Source organism: Martinezella sp. CNPSo 3890 (assembly GCF_057784455.1).
Map to the genome: position 1 here is coordinate 31,516 of NZ_JBXSOR010000006.1, position 17,560 is coordinate 49,075.

The 17,560-nt window shown below is 59.4% G+C and carries 18 protein-coding genes and 1 riboswitch; of the genes, 7 read left to right on the plus strand and 11 right to left on the minus strand.

What is annotated here, in order from left to right; translation table 11 throughout:
- Positions 1-258: 258 nt before the first annotated feature.
- Entirely contained in the window at positions 259-483 is a 225-nt protein-coding gene (locus tag AC13RC_RS16375) for a hypothetical protein (RefSeq protein ID WP_113329267.1), read from the plus strand.
- A 72-nt stretch (positions 484-555) separates the two neighbouring features.
- Here AC13RC_RS16375 and AC13RC_RS16380 read toward each other — a convergent pair whose 3' ends face one another.
- Positions 556-1,035: a pyridoxamine 5'-phosphate oxidase family protein gene (locus AC13RC_RS16380; protein ID WP_113350915.1), complete on the minus strand. Its 480-nt coding sequence runs from the start codon at positions 1,033-1,035 to the stop codon at positions 556-558.
- A gap of 59 nt (positions 1,036-1,094) precedes the next feature.
- A complete protein-coding gene (locus AC13RC_RS16385; RefSeq protein ID WP_488557806.1) occupies positions 1,095-1,361 on the minus strand; it encodes a hypothetical protein in 267 nt (88 codons plus the stop codon).
- Positions 1,362-1,635: 274 nt separating this feature from the next.
- Between AC13RC_RS16385 and AC13RC_RS16390 the strand changes: the two genes are divergently transcribed.
- From AC13RC_RS16390 to AC13RC_RS16400, 3 genes are all read left to right on the plus strand, one after another.
- Positions 1,636-1,926, plus strand: a complete 291-nt coding sequence (locus AC13RC_RS16390) for a hypothetical protein (RefSeq protein ID WP_145319757.1) — start codon at positions 1,636-1,638, stop codon at positions 1,924-1,926.
- A gap of 51 nt (positions 1,927-1,977) precedes the next feature.
- Positions 1,978-2,520, plus strand: a complete 543-nt coding sequence (locus AC13RC_RS16395) for a DUF1269 domain-containing protein (RefSeq protein WP_488557807.1) — start codon at positions 1,978-1,980, stop codon at positions 2,518-2,520.
- A 218-nt stretch (positions 2,521-2,738) separates the two neighbouring features.
- Positions 2,739-3,857: an FUSC family protein gene (locus AC13RC_RS16400; protein WP_488557808.1), complete on the plus strand. Its 1,119-nt coding sequence runs from the start codon at positions 2,739-2,741 to the stop codon at positions 3,855-3,857.
- Between the two features lie 20 nt (positions 3,858-3,877).
- On the opposite strand, the gene manD is transcribed toward AC13RC_RS16400, so the two are convergent.
- Positions 3,878-5,080 (minus strand): D-mannonate dehydratase ManD, encoded by a 1,203-nt coding sequence (gene manD / locus AC13RC_RS16405; RefSeq protein ID WP_113389521.1) that lies wholly within the window; start codon positions 5,078-5,080, stop codon positions 3,878-3,880.
- Between the two features lie 30 nt (positions 5,081-5,110).
- Positions 5,111-6,424 (minus strand): MFS transporter, encoded by a 1,314-nt coding sequence (locus tag AC13RC_RS16410; RefSeq protein WP_488557809.1) that lies wholly within the window; start codon positions 6,422-6,424, stop codon positions 5,111-5,113.
- Between the two features lie 122 nt (positions 6,425-6,546).
- On the opposite strand from AC13RC_RS16410, the gene AC13RC_RS16415 reads away from it, so the two are divergent.
- Positions 6,547-7,311 (plus strand): GntR family transcriptional regulator, encoded by a 765-nt coding sequence (locus tag AC13RC_RS16415; protein WP_488557810.1) that lies wholly within the window; start codon positions 6,547-6,549, stop codon positions 7,309-7,311.
- A gap of 68 nt (positions 7,312-7,379) precedes the next feature.
- On the opposite strand, the gene AC13RC_RS16420 is transcribed toward AC13RC_RS16415, so the two are convergent.
- Genes AC13RC_RS16420 through AC13RC_RS16445 form a run of 6 tightly spaced genes read right to left on the minus strand, consistent with a single transcriptional unit; the run spans position 7,380 to position 14,707 of the window.
- Positions 7,380-8,483, minus strand: coding sequence for an ABC transporter ATP-binding protein (locus AC13RC_RS16420; RefSeq protein WP_488557970.1), 1,104 nt, complete (start codon positions 8,481-8,483; stop codon positions 7,380-7,382).
- Positions 8,483-10,591 (minus strand): ADP-ribosylglycohydrolase family protein, encoded by a 2,109-nt coding sequence (locus AC13RC_RS16425; protein WP_488557811.1) that lies wholly within the window; start codon positions 10,589-10,591, stop codon positions 8,483-8,485. Before AC13RC_RS16425 ends, AC13RC_RS16420 begins: the two co-directional genes overlap by 1 nt.
- Positions 10,592-10,619: 28 nt before the next feature.
- On the minus strand, positions 10,620-11,453 hold the full coding sequence (locus AC13RC_RS16430; RefSeq protein WP_488557812.1) for a carbohydrate ABC transporter permease: 834 nt from the start codon (positions 11,451-11,453) through the stop codon (positions 10,620-10,622).
- Positions 11,450-12,295 carry a carbohydrate ABC transporter permease gene (locus AC13RC_RS16435; protein WP_112342902.1) on the minus strand — a complete coding sequence of 282 codons (846 nt, stop codon included), beginning with the start codon at positions 12,293-12,295 and terminating at the stop codon, positions 11,450-11,452. Before AC13RC_RS16435 ends, AC13RC_RS16430 begins: the two co-directional genes overlap by 4 nt.
- Before the next feature lie 51 nt (positions 12,296-12,346).
- Positions 12,347-13,666 (minus strand): ABC transporter substrate-binding protein, encoded by a 1,320-nt coding sequence (locus AC13RC_RS16440; RefSeq protein WP_488557813.1) that lies wholly within the window; start codon positions 13,664-13,666, stop codon positions 12,347-12,349.
- Between the two features lie 24 nt (positions 13,667-13,690).
- On the minus strand, positions 13,691-14,707 hold the full coding sequence (locus AC13RC_RS16445) for a LacI family DNA-binding transcriptional regulator (RefSeq protein WP_488557814.1): 1,017 nt from the start codon (positions 14,705-14,707) through the stop codon (positions 13,691-13,693).
- A 77-nt stretch (positions 14,708-14,784) separates the two neighbouring features.
- Between AC13RC_RS16445 and AC13RC_RS16450 the strand changes: the two genes are divergently transcribed.
- Positions 14,785-15,498, plus strand: coding sequence for an acyltransferase family protein (locus AC13RC_RS16450; protein ID WP_488557971.1), 714 nt, complete (start codon positions 14,785-14,787; stop codon positions 15,496-15,498).
- Positions 15,499-15,708: 210 nt separating this feature from the next.
- Here the strand turns inward: AC13RC_RS16450 and AC13RC_RS16455 are convergent, their stop codons facing one another.
- Positions 15,709-16,947, minus strand: a complete 1,239-nt coding sequence (locus tag AC13RC_RS16455) for a hypothetical protein (RefSeq protein WP_488557815.1) — start codon at positions 16,945-16,947, stop codon at positions 15,709-15,711.
- A gap of 162 nt (positions 16,948-17,109) precedes the next feature.
- Positions 17,110-17,327: riboswitch (cobalamin riboswitch) on the plus strand.
- Between AC13RC_RS16455 and AC13RC_RS16460 the strand changes: the two genes are divergently transcribed.
- Positions 17,311-17,460 carry a hypothetical protein gene (locus tag AC13RC_RS16460; protein ID WP_156090755.1) on the plus strand — a complete coding sequence of 50 codons (150 nt, stop codon included), beginning with the start codon at positions 17,311-17,313 and terminating at the stop codon, positions 17,458-17,460. Its footprint overlaps the riboswitch before it by 17 nt.
- Positions 17,461-17,560 lie beyond the last annotated feature (100 nt).

Below are 17,560 nucleotides of genomic sequence, written 5' to 3' on the forward strand. Positions count from 1 at the left end.
CACGTAACACCGCTTTGATCTCCTGCGCTTTTCAAAGCTGGCGCCCCATATTTCGGCGAACCGCGCAGCGATATGCAAACGACCTCCCTCACCGGCAAGATTTTCCTTTGCCGGCGAGTGGGATCTTTTCCCAGATATTTCAATCGATTGATGGAGATATTTCATACTGACGCGGCCTGATCACGGGTGGAAGTTCATCCCTAAGTTTCTATATTCCAGGGATGCTCATGGTCTGACAAACAGGAAGAGGAGCAGGACATGATATTGACTTCACAAGACGTCACCTCCGTACTCGGCCCTGTAGACGAGACCCTTATCGCTGATATCGTTGCGACAGGTGCAACGCCGACGGAACTGTCCGAGGCATGGGCTTGGGTCAACAGCGATGAGGCTTTGATCGGCGAAGGCCGCCATCTGCCAGACGGCAAGGTGGCAGCGCTGGTGGATCTGCTTTCCGCCGATGACGAGGAATGGGAAGAATAGCAATTCGCGCCCTTCTCAGGGCTTGAGGCAAGCCATGCCGCCATCTATGCGCGGCATGGCTCCAGCTAAAGGCTAAAGCTCGACCTTTACATTGTCGCCCATGTCGGGTCTTCTATTCGAGACTGCGGCGGCCGCCATCTTGATGTAGCTGATGATGCTGCCGGGGCTATCCCAATATTCGGCGAAGACAGGCGTTACCTTCAAAACACGGATCGAGGGATCGTCGGCACTATCCCACCAGGCCCTGGCGCCCGTGGACCAGAGATCTCTGACGCGTTCGCGGTCGTTGCTGACTTCAGCCGTTCCGGATATCGAAACGTATTTCTGACCCCTGGTGTCGGCAAAGGCGAGGCAGACATTCGGCCAGCGGGCGATTTCCTCATCCTTGTGGCCCGCAACATCCGTCAGGAAATAGATTGCATTTTCAATTGGCTCCGGATGCGCCGCCATCGGCCGGGCGCGCAGGCTGCCGGATATTTGCGTGGTCAACATGCAAAAGCCGATCTTGTCGACCAGCTCCCAAACGCGGGCGTTTTCGTCGGTCTCGGTCATGGCTGTCTCCTGTTCTTGATTGCAAAAGGATGGAGCGGGTGAAATCATCCCGATGAAGCTTACGGCTGCTCGCGGGTTCCTGGTGCAGCCTCACGCTCATCCGCATCTTCGAGATCGCTCTTTACGACGAAGGCATCGTCGTGCTGGCGCACGGCCTCCTTCTCCGCTTCGATATTGGGCAGGTCGTCGGGAGTGCGCTCCTTGACGTGCTCCGACGCCGCGTCGATCTCGCCTTTGGTCTGGTCGGCCGGAACGGGTCCGATGCCATGATGCGTAGCGTCATGCTCGGCCCTTGCATTGCCTTTGTCTTGTTGCGTGTCCGTCATGTCGATTTTCCTGTTCGTCTGATCCGCAAGATCTCGCGTCACGTCGAATGCGGCACGGCCGGGAGCTTTTCCGCGTGAAAAGGCGGCCGGGCCATATCAATCAAACAGTACGGCAGCCGCATTGTTCCGTATCGGCTGCCACGTGACGACAAGGTTTCGCGGCGGGCGAGATGGGTAGAAGGGAACCTTGAACCCGAATTTGCGTCTTCCTACGTGAGTAGCAGTCGAGGCTTTATGAGCTCGGCTGCAATCACGTCTGTTAGGAGTGACCAAAATGGAAGATAGAACCAGAACCATCGAAGACCTCACCGTCGAAGAGCGCGAGGAAATCCTCATCGACGCCGCCCGGACGCTCGAGGGCAACGCACGCGAGGCTCTCGTCGAAGGCAATCAGCAATTTGCGGCGCTTTCCACCAATATGGCGCAAGCGATCCGCATCCATGCCGACGAACTGGCGCGCGACGATCCCGAACAAGCGGAAGAATTGCTGCAGCAGGCTGTCGCAATGATCTCGCAGTTCAATGCTACTCATCCTTACCGGTTGATCAGCACGGCTGTTCACTAGTCGGCCCGATGCCCTACTTCTTGTCTCGACAACACCACCCGGAGGATTTCGATGTCAGAACTCATAGTGCTTGGTTTCGATGATGCCGATAAGGCGGATGCTATCCTTAATCGTCTCGTTCAGCTCGAGAAGGAATATCTGATCGATCTGGAAGATGCCGTTATCGCCATTCGCGACGAATCCGGTAAGGTCCGTCTCAAGCAGAGCGTCAATCTGACCGCTGCCGGTGCCGCAAGCGGCGGTCTTTCGGGTGCGTTATGGGGCTCGCTCGTTGGCCTGATCTTCCTCAATCCTCTTGCGGGCCTGGTGGTCGGCGGTGCGATCGGTGCCGGCTCCGGTGCTCTCGCCGGATCGATGGCCGATTACGGCATCGACGACGGCCTCATCGAAAAGCTCGCCGAAACCATTCCGGTGCATAGTTCCGCGCTCTTCCTGCTGATCCGCAGGGTTCAGCCCGAGAAGGTCCTCGCCGAATTCAAGGGCGAGCATGCGCGGCTGTTGCGCACCTCGCTTTCACCGGATCAGGAAGCACGGCTGCGACAGGTTCTCGTTGAGGAGACCTCGCCGACATCTGCGGCGTCCGCCACCGTTTGAGCGTAAAATCCGATCCGTAGCGGTCAGTCAAAGCCGTGCTTCCGCAGAGGACACGGCGAGCCATCGGATGATTTGCCATTATTCGCTCTCCTTCCATATCAGGCCGAACACTGCCATTGTAATTCGCGGGTTCATCCCGCGATCGGCGTTGCAGCAGGGGAGGGGGCAAGACCCTAACGGCCATTGTCAGCATACGTTTTCAGACCAAAAGTAGCGCGATGACGGAACCCGTATCGCCTCAAAGCCAGCCCCCGCCAAAGCCCAGGATATCGCTGATCCAGACCAAGCGCGCGGCGGTGCAGGCGTTGCGTGTCATGATCGCCTGCACGATCACCTATGCCGTCTCCCAGCTTCTGCAACTTCAGCAAGGCTATTGGGCCGTCTTCACGGTGCTGATCGTCATGCAGGCATCGGTCGGCGCCACCGCCGGCATGGCTGTCGACCGTCTGGTGGCGACCGTCGCCGGAGCTATGCTCGGAGGAGCAGCGGTGTTCGTCACACCGCACGAGCCGCTCGCTATCGGGATCGCACTTATCTGTGTCGTCGGCTTTTCTAGCTTTGTGTCGGCGCGCGTGCCTCGCCTGCGCAATGCAGGGTTGACGGCGGCGATCGTCATGCTGACGCATTCCGCCGCCGTTCCCGTCGAGATTTTCGTCATCGACCGCATCGCCGAGATCACGTTGGGCGGTGTCGTGGGCGTGCTCGCCAGCCTCTTCATCCTGCCAACGCGTTCGCGGACCATGGTGCTCGATCGTTTCGGATCGGCCCTCGATGTCATGGCGCAGATATTGCGCACTCTGGCAACCGCAGTCGAAAAAGGCGAGCCGGTCTCGGCTTCCGAAGCCAATATCGCGCTGCGTCAATCGCTGATGGCAACGGAAACGCTTTTGACCGACGCCCAGCGCGAGCGCGCCTTCTGGTTGACGAAGCATGGGATTTCTGAGGCCATCCCTCGCTCTCTCTGGCGCATTCGCAACGACATGACCTATGTCAGCCATATCGTGGAAACGCCCTTCCCACCGGCGATCGTCGAAGCGATCGGGCCGCAAGCAGGGCAAGTGCTCGAGGCACAGGCCCGCTTCGCGGAAGCATGTGGCCGGGCGCTTCGTTCAGGCGGCGAGATCGATCCCAAGGTGCTCTCCGCCGGTGATGAGGCCTTCGAAGCCGCTTTCAGCGCTCTGCAGAATTCGACAGAGGCCCAATCGATGGGCTTCAGCGAAACCGGCCGTCTATTCGGCCTTGATTTCACCTTGCGCCGGATGCGGCAGAATTTTTTGGATCTTGCCGACCGCATCCGCGAAAGCGATGTCAATGAAAAGGCCGGCGGGCTCGGGTAAGCCGGCCCGCCCTGAAACAATCACCAACTCCACATGGTCCCATCGGAAAGCCGCGCGACGTCGAGATAGGCCTGCCGATACGGATATTTCTCGGCCGCTTTCTCGTCGAAGTCGACGCCGTGGCCCGGCTTTTCGCCGCTGTAGAGATGGCCGTCCTTCAGATGCCATTCGTGAGGGAAGACGTTTTTGGCTTCGTCCGGATGGAAGGCATATTCCTGAATGCCGAAATTCGGCACCCAGCGATCGAAATGCAGAGCCGCGCCCATCGTGATCGGCGACATGTCGGCCGCGCCATGGCAGGCCGTGCGGATGTGATAGAGGCCGGCGAGATCGGCGATGCGCCGCACATGGGTGATGCCGCCGGCATGCAGCGGCGTCGTGCGGATATAGTCGATCAGCTGTTCTTGGATCAGCTGGCGGCAATCATGGATCGAGTTGAAGACCTCGCCGAGTGCGAGCGGCGTGGTCGAATGCTGGCGGATGAGGCGGAAGGATTCCTGGTTTTCGGCTGGAACTGCGTCTTCGAGCCAGAAGAGCCTGTGGCGCTCCACGTCCTTCGCAAGCCCTGCCGCTTCCTGCGGCGTCAGGCGATGGTGGACATCGTGCAGCAGGTGGAGATCATAACCGAAGCGATCGCGCAGATGGTCGAGGAGCTTCGGCAGGAACCGCAGATAGGTCGGCGTATCCCATAGCGTTTCCCGTGGCTTGTCTTCCGCCTGGGCCAGCGAACCGACCTTTTCGACGCCATAGGTGATGGGCAGGCCGGGAACGGCGCTCTGCACGCGGATTGCCTTCCACCCCTGTTCCTTGAAGGCGGCGACCTTGTCACCTGTCTCTTCGATCGTCTCGCCGTTGGCATGGGTATAGGCCAGCATATGCGTGCGGCTGGCGCCACCGAGCAGTTGATAGAGCGGCATGTTGGCCGCCTTGGCCTTGATGTCCCACAGCGCCACGTCGACGGCGGCGATTGCCGCCATAGTGATCGGGCCGCGGCGCCAATAGGCGCCCTTGTAGAAATACTGCCAGATATCCTCGATCTGCGATGCATCGCGGCCGATGAGGCAGGGAACGAGGTGATCCTGCAAATAGGAGGCGACGGCCAGTTCGCGGCCGTTCACCGTGGCGTCGCCGATGCCGTAAATCCCTTCGTCCGTCTCGATCTTGAGCGTGACAAAGTTGCGTCCGGGCGAGCAGACGATGACCTTCGCATTGGTGATTTTCATGGGAATCCTTTCATGGTCTAAGGATCTAAATCATGCCTTCGGATCGGCGATCGGTTCGATGCGGCCGAGGACGAAGACATAGGAGACGATGCCGATCGCCAGCATCGCGCCGGCCAGAAGGAAGGCGCGGCTGAAGGACTGCGTAGCGCCGACGATGAAGCCGGTGATGATCGGCGCGGCGATGCCGGTGACGCTGTTGAGGAAGTTCATGATGCCGCCAACCGTGGCCGCGCCACCTTTGGGAGCGATCAGCGCGGGGATCGACCATCCGGCCGGTGCGGCAGCGGCAAGGCCGCTCAGCGAAATCGTGATCCAGAGAATGGCCCAATAGGGATCGGCCGTGAGGCCGGCGCCGACGACGGCAAGACCCATCAGCATGCCGAAAACGATGATCGACTTGCGAACCTTGGATTCGTCGTGGCCCTTGCGGATGAGATGGTCGATCAGCCAGCCGCCGATCAGGAGATCCGAAATCGTCGCGAAGATCCATGGGATCGTCGTGAAGCTTGCCGATTTCAGGATGTCCATGTGCATCTCCTTGACCAGATAATCCGGCAGCCAGAAGATGAAGAGGGCGAAAGCATAGCCATAGGCGGCAAAGCCAATGGAAAGGCCCCAGACCTTGCGATTGCGCAGGAGGTAGCCGAGCATGCCGACGGCATTGGCCGAGGCTTCGCCTTCCTGGGCAGCGCCGCCGGCCTTCAGATAGGCCCGCTCCTCATCGGAAAGGTTCCTGTCGGCACTGGGGTCGCGGTAGAACAGCCAGAACATGACAAAGAAGACGAAGCTGATGATAGCCGTCGCCAGGAAGCCGCCGCGCCAGCCGAAATGCAGCATCAGGAAGGCGACCAGCGGGATGGCGATGACATTGGAGAATTTCGCGGCAGCATCGAAGAGTGCGGTTGCGAGACCGCGTTCATGGCGCGGGAACCAATAGCCGGTCGCCTTCGAATTGGCCGGGAAGCCCGGAGTTTCCGCTACGCCCAGAAGCATGCGGGAAAGAAAAAGCGTCTGCATGCCCGTCGAAAAGGCCGTGATGACGGAGGCGACACCCCAGGAGAATGTGCTCCAACGCATGACCCGCATTACGCCGAAACGGTCAAGCAGCATTCCGACGGGAATTTGCAGGAAACCGTAGGTCCAGCCGAAGGCGCTGAACAGGATGCCCATTTCTGCAGGGCCGATGTGAAAATCGTCCTGAATGAGCGGCGAAGCGACCGTCAGGTTCACGCGGTCGAAATAATTGACGAGAACGCCGAGCGCGAGAAGCGCGCCGATCCACCAGCGTCGATTGGTGGATGGCCGGCGCATGGCGCAAACAGCTGATGCGTGTTCGATTGTCATAAACTCCTCCCTCTAAGAAATATCACGCTAGTAATCTGAAATTTCACATGAGGCAATGATTTTGATATAAGCCAAAAGTCAATGCCGACCCTCGTGAATCGGGCGGGAGGGACGTTGGTGAGTTGGAGCGGGAAAAGATCGACAGCGCGATGGTCAAGAAGGAAAAACAGTCTCGAAGCCTGTCGGAGGAGGCCTATGATCGCCTTGAAAGCATGATCGTTTCCACAGAACTGATGCCCGGCGCACGCTACACGATCCAGCAGTTGCAGCAGCAGGCGGGGCTCGGCCGCACGCCCGTTCATGATGCGGTCAAGCGCCTTTCCGCAAATCAGCTCATCCATGTCAGTCCGCGCTCGGGCCTACGGATCGCGCCTGTCAATCTGGCGCAGGAGCGGACCTTGCTTCCCTTGCGTACGGAAATGGAGGCGATTGCCTGCGGGCTTGCGACCGAGCGGGCGACGCCTCAGGATCACAAGATCCTCAGAACCTTCATTACCGATCTGGAGGCTTCCAAGGCGGAACTCAGCCTTGAGCGATTCAATGTCACCGACCGGCTATTGAACAGAGCGATCCTGACGGCATCCGGAGAGCCGCTCCTGGCGAACACGCTCATTCCACTCCAGACGCTCTATCGCCGTACCGGATGGATCTATCACACCTATCTCGGCCCTGGCGCCCCGATGGAGACGACTGTCGAAAGCCATATATCGCTGTTGCGCTTCATCGTTTCGGGAGATCGCGACCGCACGGAGAAGTTTGTGCGTGAGATGATGGAGGACCTCGGCAATATGTTGCTGAAGGTGCGCCAGTCGATCGATCCGGCAACACTCGATGTCAGCCTTGCCGATATGGCTGTCAGGACCGGTGTCGCCGGGCCGATCAACTGATCGAGCAGGTATCCCGCAAATTCGACATGGCGCGGGTTGAAGTGCCGCCTTACGACGGCGCTTTGGCGTCACGAATGTTGCAGGTCCCGCTCGACGGCCTTATCGGTCAGCCGGCGCCCGCCAGCATCGAACAGGCAGATCCGTTCCGTCCGCGGTTGCAGCCAGATCGTCTCTTCCGGTTCGATATCGAGCCGGTCATGGAAGACGGTGACGATTGTCTGCCCGCCCACCGTCGCCGTTATATGCGTCTCGGAACCAAGCGGCTCGACGACCACCACGCGCGCGGGAATGCCGACATTTGCGGGCGAGAGGGTGAAATATTCCGGCCGGATGCCGTAGACGCCTTCCACGCCGGAAACCCTGGGTGCATTGTCAGGCAGGGGCAGCAGGATGCCCTCATTGGTCTTGAAGACAGGCTTTCCGCCATCAGTGTCGTAGCGTCCATTCAGGAGGTTCATGGCCGGCGAGCCGATGAATGCGGCAACGAAGGTGCTTTGCGGGTTGTCGTAAAGCTCGAGCGGCTTACCGATCTGCTCGATATGGCCGCCGTTCATGACGACGATGCGGTCGGCCATGGTCATGGCTTCAACTTGGTCGTGGGTGACGTAAACGGTCGTCGTTGCCAGGCGCCGGTGCAGGCTCTTGATCTCGGCACGCATGGCGACGCGAAGCTTCGCGTCCAGATTGGACAGAGGTTCGTCGAACAGGAAGACTTGCGGATTGCGGACGATCGAACGGCCCATGGCGACGCGCTGGCGCTGGCCGCCGGAGAGCTGGCGGGGATAGCGCCCGAGGAGATCGGTGAGGCCGAGAATCTGCGCGGCATGTGCCACGCGCTTTTGCTTTTCTTCCTTGGCGGCTCCGGCAAGTGTCAGCGAGAAGGCCATGTTTTCAGCGACCGTCATATGCGGGTAGAGCGCATAATTCTGGAAGACCATGGATATGTCGCGTTCCTTGGGCGGCAGGTTGTTGACGACGCGCCCGCCGATGCCGATCGTGCCGCCGGTAATATCTTCAAGGCCGGCGATCATCCTGAGCAGGGTTGACTTGCCGCAGCCCGAGGGGCCTACAAGGACGACGAATTCGCCGTCGGCAATGTCGGCCGAGACGCCGTGGAGAACCTCCACGGCGCCATAAGCCTTGCGTGCCTTATCGATGGTGACCGTTGCCATCATACTCCTCCTATCCGGATCTCGTTCGACGACAAGGCGCCTTCATGGATGAGAAGGCCGACGCCGCCGTCACGAAAGGCATCGGCGGCGGTATCTTCCGCCGTCACCGAAACACCGTCGGCCTCGAAGGTGATGCGCGCACCCTGCGCCGAGACCTTCATGGCGATAAGCTTGTCGAACCCGGTCTTGAAGGCGGTTTCGGCAAGAACCTTGGTTTCCTCGTCGCGCACCTTGACGATCTGCATCTTGCCGTCGCGCGTCACGCGTGCGCCGTAGTATCGGCGCAGGCCCTGAGCACGGATGGCAAGGCCGCCGTAATTGCCGAGATGGATCATAACTTGGCCTGAGGCCTGGTAATCGGTCCATTGGCGCGTGCCGTGAATGATGATGCCTTCGCCTCGGTTCTGCGCGATGCGGAAGGCGGCCGGGAAGCGCTTGGAGAAGAAGCTTGCGCCGTTCACCCAGGCCATGCGCCAGAAATCGCCGTCGCCAGCCGGGCGCTTCAATGTCAGTTGGGGCGCGCCGTCCCAGCGGAGATAATCCAGGAACACGCGGCCATCGGCGCGCCTCCCGCTGCCGGCTACTGTGATGCCGATCTCCGCGATGGGCTGGCCGTCGGTCTCAGGAAGGGTCCATTCGAGAATGGCTTCCGAGCCGGGCTCTATGACAACCGGCGCCGAGTCGATGTCGCTCAATTGGTCGCGTTCATCATAGATCCGGATGCGTAAACGCGCTTCGATTGTGCCGCGGTTCTGCGCGTCGGCCTTGGCGCGGGCCTTTACCGTCTGGCCGGGATAGACGAGCGGCGTCGCCATCAGGTCGTAGGTGCGCATGTCGAGCATTTCGCGCGGCGAGAAGGTCGGCGTCGTCACCACGGCGCTTTGCGCCGGCCCGAGGGCTTCGTAATCGATCGTCAGCGCGCGCCCGCTTTCGAATTCGGTATTGCCGACACGCACGCCGCTTGTCGCGCCGAGACCTGTCAGTGGGCGGAAGCCTTGCTGGCTGCCGGGAAGCGAGAAATGAAACTGCGCGCCGTTCTTCGGAGCCTCGAGCGATTGATGGCCGGCAAGCTGTAGACCGAGATTTGTCAGGAAATAGGCCTGGCGCACGGCATCGTTGATGGAGTTGCCGCCGTCAGCTGAGGAGATCAGCATGCGGTCGGCGATGGGGCCGCGGAAGTCGGGGCCTTCGGCAAGTCCATCAAGGCCATTCATTATGCCGAGCAGGCAGCCGACATTGCCGGCGTTACAATCCGTATCCCAGCCCGACGTATTGACGATCATCTGCGCCTTCTGGAAATCGTGCGGCGCATAGAGCACCGTCATGATCATCAGTGCGTGATTGGGCATGATATGGCAGTTGCCGGGATATTTGTCGTAGCCGTAATTGTCCTGGATCTTCTGGCGTGTGTCGCGCCAATCGGGATGCGCCTTGTGCCAGGCCCTGATGTCGGCAATCAGCCGGGCGATCTGGCTGTCGCTCGGGATCTGCTTCAGCCCGGTATCGATCAGATGGTCGATGTCGGAGGTGACGAAAGCCTCGGCTTCCATCGCTGCCCACAGCATGGCGGCATAAACGGATTCGCCATCATGGCTGACCCTGCCGGCCTGTTCCGCAAGCTTGGCCGCGAGTTCCGGCTGGCCAGGGGCGACCATCGCCCATCCATCGATGAAGATCTGGGCGCCGATCTGCTCGGCAACGCCCTGGCCATTGGTGGTGATCGAACCGGACTGCGGGGCCGGCACGCCCTTCTTGAGATTAAGCCAGGCGGTGTGTTCGGTGGAGTTGCCGTTGCCGCCCCACCAGAGGATCGCGCGTTCCTCGACGATGTAATTGAGCCAGGCCTTGCCGATTTCTTCGGCGGAGAGGTTCGGCTTGATGCCGTAATCTTCCAGCGCGCGGATGAAGGTGAAGGTGCCGGCGACATCGTCGTCGGTGACGACGAGCGGCTGGTTCAGGCGTTCATGCACGTAATATTCGATAGGGCCGAGTTCTTCCATGATCTTCTGGTAGGTCCATCCCTCGAAGGGGCGGCCGAGATAGACGCCGATGAGCTTGCCCAGGACACCAGCATAGACGCGTTCGAGATAGTCGTTCGGAAGCTGCATTGCTTACTCCATTTATCGATAAATTCGTTCAGCCTTTGACGGAGCCGCCAGCCATGCCTTCGATGAAGCGCTTCTGCATGAAGACGAAAAGCGCGACGACAGGCACGACGATGATGAGCGCTGCGGCCATGATCTCCCCCCAATCGGAGCTGTACTGGCCGGACAGCAGGAAGAAGGCGATGACGGCTGTCATGTTCTCCTGTTTCTGCAGGAAGGTCGTGGCGATCAGGAACTCGTTCCAGGAGTTCAATCCGATAATCAGCGCCACGGTGAGGATGCCCGGCGAGACGATCGGCAGCATCACCCGCCAGAAGACCTGCCAATGCGTAGCGCCGTCGACGATCGCTGCTTCCTCAAGCTCCTTTGGAACCGCCAGAAAATAGGTTCTGAGCAGCATCACGGCAAAGGGGCTGTAGAGCGCGGTGTAGATCAGTGCCACGCCGAAGATGTTGTTGATGAGCCCGAGCTTGGCGAAGCCGAAATAGAGCGGGAAGATATAGAGCTGGATCGGTGCGGTCGTGGTCGCCAGCAGATAGAAGGTGAAGATCTTCCAGCTTTTGATCTTGCGGCGCGCGATGACATAGGCCGTCAGCGACGATGTCGTGCAGACGAGCGCGATCGTCGTGCCGGAGACGATCAGCGAATTGATGAAGGTCTGCGAAAATTTCGCGTGGTTCCAGGCATTGGTGAAATTCTGCCAGCGGATCGGCTGCGGCAGCCCGAGCGGATTCTGCACGATCTGAGCCGCCGGCTTCAGCGAGTTCAGCACCAGAAGCGCGATCGGGAAGAGGGCGATGAAGGCGAAGATGCCGAGAAGGATATAGCAGACCCAGAGGGTCAGCCGGCTTTCCACGAGCCTCATTGTTCGCCCTCCCTGGTCTGGATGCGCACGTAGAAGAAGGTGCCGATCAACCCGAACAGGCTGATGACGAGGGCTGCGGCGGCCGCTTGTCCGACGTTCAGATCATAAAAGGCCTTGCGATAGGCGAGTGTCGAAAGCAGTTCGCTGGAGAAAGCTGGGCCGCCTTGGGTTAGGATGTAGACGAAATCGAAGGCGAGGAATGACCAGATGACGGTCATGATCATCATCAGCGTGATCGTCGGCCGGATGCCGGGAAGCAGCACATAGCGCATCATCTGGACATAGGTCGCGCCCTCGATGCGGGCCGCCTCGATCTGTTCCTGCGGCACCTGGCGGAGTGCGGCGAAGAAAATGACGCAGAGAAAACCCCACCAGTGCCAGAGGTCGACGGTCGCGACGCCGAACAGCGCGATCGGCGGTTGGGTCAGCGGATTGGGGATCGGCAGCCCGTATTTTTTGAGGAGGCCGAAGACACCGGTCACGGGGCTATAGATCATACCCTGCCAGATGCGGGCCGTGATCGCGGTCGCGATGACGACGGGCAGGAAATAGACGACCTGAAAGAAATTGCTGCCGCGGCGCACGATCAGCAGCATCGAGGCGGCAAGCAGCCCCATGAGGATTGGCACCGTCAGGAAGACGATGGTCCAGATGATGTTGTTGCCGAGCGCCAGCCAGAAGACGCGGTCACCGGCAAGCGCGCGGAAATTGTCGAGGCCCGCAAAGGTGGGCGGGGAAATGCCGTCCCAATTGCAGAAGGCGAGTGCCACCGTCAGCAAAGCAGGGACGAGGACGATGATGATATTAATGATCATCGTCGGAACGAGATAAAGTCGGTGCATAATATCCTCCGGACGAGGACGGCGCTTTCAACGCCGTCCTGCGGCGGCTTGTCAGGTGCGGGGTGGGACCGCCGGCGCCTTGCCGGCGTCGCGTTCCTGCTTGAAGGTCTCGTCAAGCTTCTTCAGGAAGTCGGCCGACTTCGTTTTCTTGAGCCAGACCTCTTCCATGCCGCTGACCAGGTATGTGTCTGTGGCCGGCGGCAGGAAGGTCCAGGTCGTGTAACCGTATTTGCCGGCGGCGACTGCGCCTGCCAGCTGCTTCATGGCGTCCTCGTAAAGAGGCAGGACCTTATCGGAGAGCTTGACCTTGGAGAGATCGGCCAGCGGTAGGTTCCATTCGCCCTGCCAGACCGAGTTCATCTTGCTATAGTAGTCGTCGGTGAACATGTAATCGAGAACGGCAGCGGCGCCATCGGCATTGCCTGACTTGGCGTTGATTGACAGCGTCGAGCCGATGCCAAGTGCGAAGATCGGATCGCCCTTCTCGCTCGGGAAGCCGACGAAGCCGGGCTCCGCGTTGTTCTGCGGAAAATAGGTCTGGACGTTGGTGAAATTCCACGTGCCTGTCGGTGCCATTCCGGCCTGGCCGCTGGCGATCTGCGCGAAGGCCTGTTCCAGTGTCAGCGAGAAGTAGTTATCGCCGAAATATCCCTTGTCCCACCACTCCGCGAGCTTGTCGATCGAGTGGACAAAGGCTGGATCTGTCCACGAAATGGCGCCTGTCAGCGCCTTGTAGACATTCTCGGGTCCGGCAATAGAATTGATGGCGATCGAGACATAATGCTCGTTGGCCGGGCGCCAGTCGGCATTGCCGGCACCGAATGGGGTCAGGCCCTTGGCCTTCATCTCGTCGGCAAGCGCCTCGAAATCAGATATCGTCGTTGGCACCTTCCATTTGTTCTGTTCGAACAAGGTCTTGTTGTAGAAGAGGCCGAGCGTTTCGTATGTCTTCGCGAGCGCATAGAGCTTGCCGTTGTAGCGGCCGAGATCGAGGAAGAGCGGCAGCAGACGCTCGTCCCATCCGTATTTCTTGGCGTAGTCGTCAAGCGGCATAAGCTGACCGGCCTGTGCCATTGCCGCGACATAGCTCGGGCCGGCCGTGAAGACGACATCGGGGCCTGTGCCGGCCAGCATCGCGACGCGCAGCTGCTTGTCGAGATCCGAGCCGCGGAAATCGATACTCAGGAGGTCTTCGGGATGTGCCGCATTGAACGGGTCGATCAGAATGTTCTTGAGGTTATCCTGGTTCTCCGGCGAAGCGGATTCGTACCAGAAGGATACCGGCTTCTGATCCGCCGCGAAGGTGAAGCGGGACAAAAGCGGCAGGGCAGCCAGGCCGAAGCCGGCTTTCAAAACTGTACGTCTGTGCATCGGTTTTCTCCTCCCGATTTGGTTTTATTCGTTGCTCGTCGAACCCCTGACGATGAGATCGAAGGGCATTTCAACGGCGGTTCCAGCACCGGTCTTCTCTCCGCGCAGGCGATCCATCAGTGTCTGCGCGGCACGTTCTCCCATTTTCCATTGAAACTGCGCGACCGTCGTCAGCGTTGGGGTGACAAGCTTGGCGGCGGAAATATCGTCGAAACCGACGACGGCGATATCTTCGGGGATGCGGATGCCGCGCTCGCGCAGCGACTGCATCACCCCGATCGCCATCAGGTCGTTTGCGGCGAAGACGGCGGTCGGTCTGAAATCGCCGCTGAGGATGCTCTCGGCCGCGCGGACGCCGCCCATCTCGGAAAATTCGTCATCGATGACAACATGGTCGGGATGGCCGAACTCTGCGAGCGCCTTACGATAACCCTCGATACGGTGGGCTTGCGGACCGCCGCGCCCGGCGACGAGCGCGATGCGCTTATGACCGAGGCCCAGCAGATATTCCGTCACCGTCTGCGCCGCCGCCCTGCTGTCGACATAGATGTCGTCGATCGGGATTTCGCCGCCGCGTTTCTTGGATGATTCAATTCTTACTATGGGAACGCCGGCTTCGACCAAGGGATTGAAATCCTTGGCCTTCAGCGTGAAGAAGACGCCGACCACGCCATCGACACGGCCCTGTCGGGCCCAATCGAGAAAATGACGTTCCCGCTCGGGCGTTCCGTCGGTGTTGACCGTGATCACATCGTAGTTCTGGCCGTCAGCGACCGACTGAATGCCGCGGATCAAAGACGGATAGAACGGATTGGTGATGTCAGGCACGATGCAGGCGATGGTCATCGTGCGGCTCGTCTTGAGCGCTTGTGCAAAACGGTTTGGCACGTAGCCAAGGTCCTTTGCCGCCTTGGTGATACGCTCCCATGTCTCCGCCGGGATGGATGCTCCGCCGCCGCTCAGCACCATGGAGACGGTAGCCTGCGAGACCCCCGCAACCCTTGCGACATCCTTTTGCGTTGCTCGTCCGTTTGTCATCATTCACTTTGCTTATACGTATTAGTTATACGTATCAATAAAAGTTCGTGGGCTGAGTGTCAAGCGTCGTCATCGGCCTCATGCTTTTGGCGGAGGGCTGCCGTGCTTCGGAGAGGTACCGTTCGTCGATATGGGCGTTCGCCTCAGGGCGCTCTGGCCTGCTCGACCGAGCTTCAGGGAGGCTTGTACCCTGGCTTACGGGCAAATGGGTACTGGTAGCGCCCGCCTTGCTATTTATCTTCCTGCGGCTTGTCTTGAGACCAATTTTTCCCCCATCACTGGAGTTTTTGACCGATTGGTACAGTCATGCCGTTTATATGGCCGCGTTCCTTATGGGAGCTGTGATGGCAACGCGTGACGATTGCTGGGATGCAATTGTCAACATGCGGAGGCCGGCATTGATTCTGACGGTCGCTTGCGCGGTGGCTTTGGTATGCCTGTTTCCCAGCCTGCCTTCCAGTGATCCAGAAATGTGGCGGCTGTCTGTAGGGAGGGTGCTTGGTGGTACGTTCCAGTGGTGCGCGATCGTCGCCGTTCTCGGCTATGCGAGGATTTGGTGCCGATCGGAAAACGCCGTGATCCGCTATCTCAACAGGGCGGTTCTCACCTACTACGTTCTCCACCAGACCGTTGTGCTGCTGATCGCCTATGGGTTGGATCGTATGGGGCTCTTGTCCGCCGTGTCGTTTATCCCGATTTCCGTTGTCACTTTGGCAATCTGCGCTGTGGCTTACGAACTGAAGCTTCGTCTGGAGAGTGCCGCGAACGCAATGTTTCGTCCGCACGCTGCCTGATATCACGAGCGAGCTTGGCAAATCGGATTCTTATCGATCGTCAATTGTCGGGAGCTGGCCGCGCAACCGGCTCCCGTTGCGATGATCTACAGGTCGCGATCGATGGCATCGCGCTTAAAACATGGCGCTCCAAATAGGCGGCGGCAGTCAGAGACTGGCTGCCAACAATCAATGATCTGAGACGGATCGCAATCTCTACATCTCAGGCTCTCAATGCACCGCTCCCGATCCGCCAGCCGCAACGATTGCAAAGGGTTGCCCCTCGACGGGAATGCTGCGGACTTCCTTCAGCGATTGATTATCGACCATGCGCACGAGGCTGTGGCGGGGATCGGTAATGGCGACGAGGTTGCCGGCCATCGCCAGGCGAGGCCGCGGGTCGCGCCAGTGGCCGTCCTTGCTGTAAGGCTCGGTAACGGTTTCGGATTTCACGATCGCGCCTTTCACGACATCAAGAAGATGCAGATTGCCGTCCTCCGTGAGAATGTAGGCGATCTGCGGCTTTGCCGGATCGAGCACGAAATCGACCCGTCGTGTCGGCAGTTCGATCAGCTTGTATGGTTGGTCAGAATTGTCCGGATCGATCAATACGACGTTCTGCTCACCATAATTGCCGAGGAAGTATTGCATGGACGTGCCGCCGAGCAATGTCGAGACCTTGCCCTTTGGCAGGGAGGGGGCATAGGCAAGCATCTCAACCTTTGGGCCGTCGATGCCGCCAGGGCGCGCGATCAGGACACCTTCCTCGCAGCCGAAGGCAACCAGCCGGGCGGAGGTCGCTTCCCCATGAAGCCCTGTGCAGCGCTTGATATCGCCGACCTGTTCTCCCTTTCGGTCTAACACGCGCAAGCCGAGGCGCGGCGGCAATTCGCCTTCCTTGAGAGGTGCCTCCATGTTCGGCGCCGACACGAGAAGATGGTTGCCCATCGGAACGGCAACGCCATGGTGGGCGGCGATCGTCCGGAACGAACGAATATCTGCTTTGCCTTCGGCAAGGTCACTTTCGGACAGGAGATCGAACTTGTCGTCGCGATCATAGAAGATCGCGACATCGTTGCTGTGTGTCACCACATGCCCGGGCTTTTCGCCCTTGATCGATGCTGGAAGCAATTTCGGATCGGAAAGCTCGATATCGCGATGTTCGCCGTGGTCGGAGAGGGATATGCCGGTTGCTATCGCGTGGACCACATTCTTTTCGTCTTGCACGGCAAATATGGTGCGGCCGGATTGACTGAGAGACAGGGAGGCATGGCCGTCAAGATCGAATCGGCCGATTTCCTTCCCACTCGAGGCATCGATCGCGCGGACGATCGGCAGGCTGTGATCGGCGACGAATAGGCGCCAGCTTTCCATCTCCTTTTCGTCGTCGGCAAACGATGGAAAGGCAAACAGGAGGGCGCAAGCCAGGGATGAGGCCGCCAGGAGGATACCAGAGTTCGTGTTAGGCATGAAGGGTCCTTTATGTAATAACATTACATGTGCAGCGTAATGAAATAACGCTGTATCTGTCCAGCCCCCCCTGTGCACGCATCAGGCGAGATTGTCGGAATTCATCAACATCGAAATGGGCTTGAGGCCATCGAAGCAGTTGACGCAATTTTAACTGAAGATACTATATATAGTGTTCGAGGTTCTTCTGATTCGCAAGGATTGGAGGCTAAGACGGGAATCCGGTCGGCGAACATGATGATCGCTAAGCCGGAGCTGCCCCCGCAACTGTGAGCGGTGAGCATTCGTTCGATGACGTCACTGAGACCCCGTGTCTTGGGAAGGCGAGACGAATGTTATGACCCGCGAGCCAGGAGACCTGCCTTGAGCATTGACGTCCACGGGCGGGGTGTCCGGCTGGCGAGCGATGATCCATGCGGCATGATGGCCGCCGTCGCTTCCTCGAATACCTCGCTGAAGAACTTCGGGGTGAAGTGCATGTTCCTGAGTATCCATAGTCGCCGGCGCGAGTGACGGACGCTTAAAAGCGTCCGGCCGCCCGCTAGGTTTGCCTCCACTTTTCACCCGACGAGCGGGCATCACCCGATGCCCGAGCGATTTTCCATGCCCATCC

Excerpts from the sequence above, each read along its gene's own strand:
- AC13RC_RS16450 (WP_488557971.1), top strand. The coding sequence starts at position 14,785 with ATGCTTTTGGCGGAGGGCTGCCGTGCTTCGGAGAGGTACCGTTCGTCG.
- AC13RC_RS16410 (WP_488557809.1), bottom strand. The coding sequence starts at position 6,424 with ATGACAATCGAACACGCATCAGCTGTTTGCGCCATGCGCCGGCCATCC.
- AC13RC_RS16395 (WP_488557807.1), top strand. The coding sequence starts at position 1,978 with ATGTCAGAACTCATAGTGCTTGGTTTCGATGATGCCGATAAGGCGGAT.
- AC13RC_RS16400 (WP_488557808.1), top strand. The coding sequence starts at position 2,739 with ATGACGGAACCCGTATCGCCTCAAAGCCAGCCCCCGCCAAAGCCCAGG.
- AC13RC_RS16455 (WP_488557815.1), bottom strand. The coding sequence starts at position 16,947 with ATGCCTAACACGAACTCTGGTATCCTCCTGGCGGCCTCATCCCTGGCT.
- manD (WP_113389521.1), bottom strand. The coding sequence starts at position 5,080 with ATGAAAATCACCAATGCGAAGGTCATCGTCTGCTCGCCCGGACGCAAC.
- AC13RC_RS16445 (WP_488557814.1), bottom strand. The coding sequence starts at position 14,707 with ATGATGACAAACGGACGAGCAACGCAAAAGGATGTCGCAAGGGTTGCG.
- AC13RC_RS16375 (WP_113329267.1), top strand. The coding sequence starts at position 259 with ATGATATTGACTTCACAAGACGTCACCTCCGTACTCGGCCCTGTAGAC.
- AC13RC_RS16425 (WP_488557811.1), bottom strand. The coding sequence starts at position 10,591 with ATGCAGCTTCCGAACGACTATCTCGAACGCGTCTATGCTGGTGTCCTG.
- AC13RC_RS16430 (WP_488557812.1), bottom strand. The coding sequence starts at position 11,453 with ATGAGGCTCGTGGAAAGCCGGCTGACCCTCTGGGTCTGCTATATCCTT.
- AC13RC_RS16385 (WP_488557806.1), bottom strand. The coding sequence starts at position 1,361 with ATGACGGACACGCAACAAGACAAAGGCAATGCAAGGGCCGAGCATGAC.
- AC13RC_RS16420 (WP_488557970.1), bottom strand. The coding sequence starts at position 8,483 with ATGGCAACGGTCACCATCGATAAGGCACGCAAGGCTTATGGCGCCGTG.
- AC13RC_RS16390 (WP_145319757.1), top strand. The coding sequence starts at position 1,636 with ATGGAAGATAGAACCAGAACCATCGAAGACCTCACCGTCGAAGAGCGC.
- AC13RC_RS16435 (WP_112342902.1), bottom strand. The coding sequence starts at position 12,295 with ATGCACCGACTTTATCTCGTTCCGACGATGATCATTAATATCATCATC.
- AC13RC_RS16440 (WP_488557813.1), bottom strand. The coding sequence starts at position 13,666 with ATGCACAGACGTACAGTTTTGAAAGCCGGCTTCGGCCTGGCTGCCCTG.
- AC13RC_RS16380 (WP_113350915.1), bottom strand. The coding sequence starts at position 1,035 with ATGACCGAGACCGACGAAAACGCCCGCGTTTGGGAGCTGGTCGACAAG.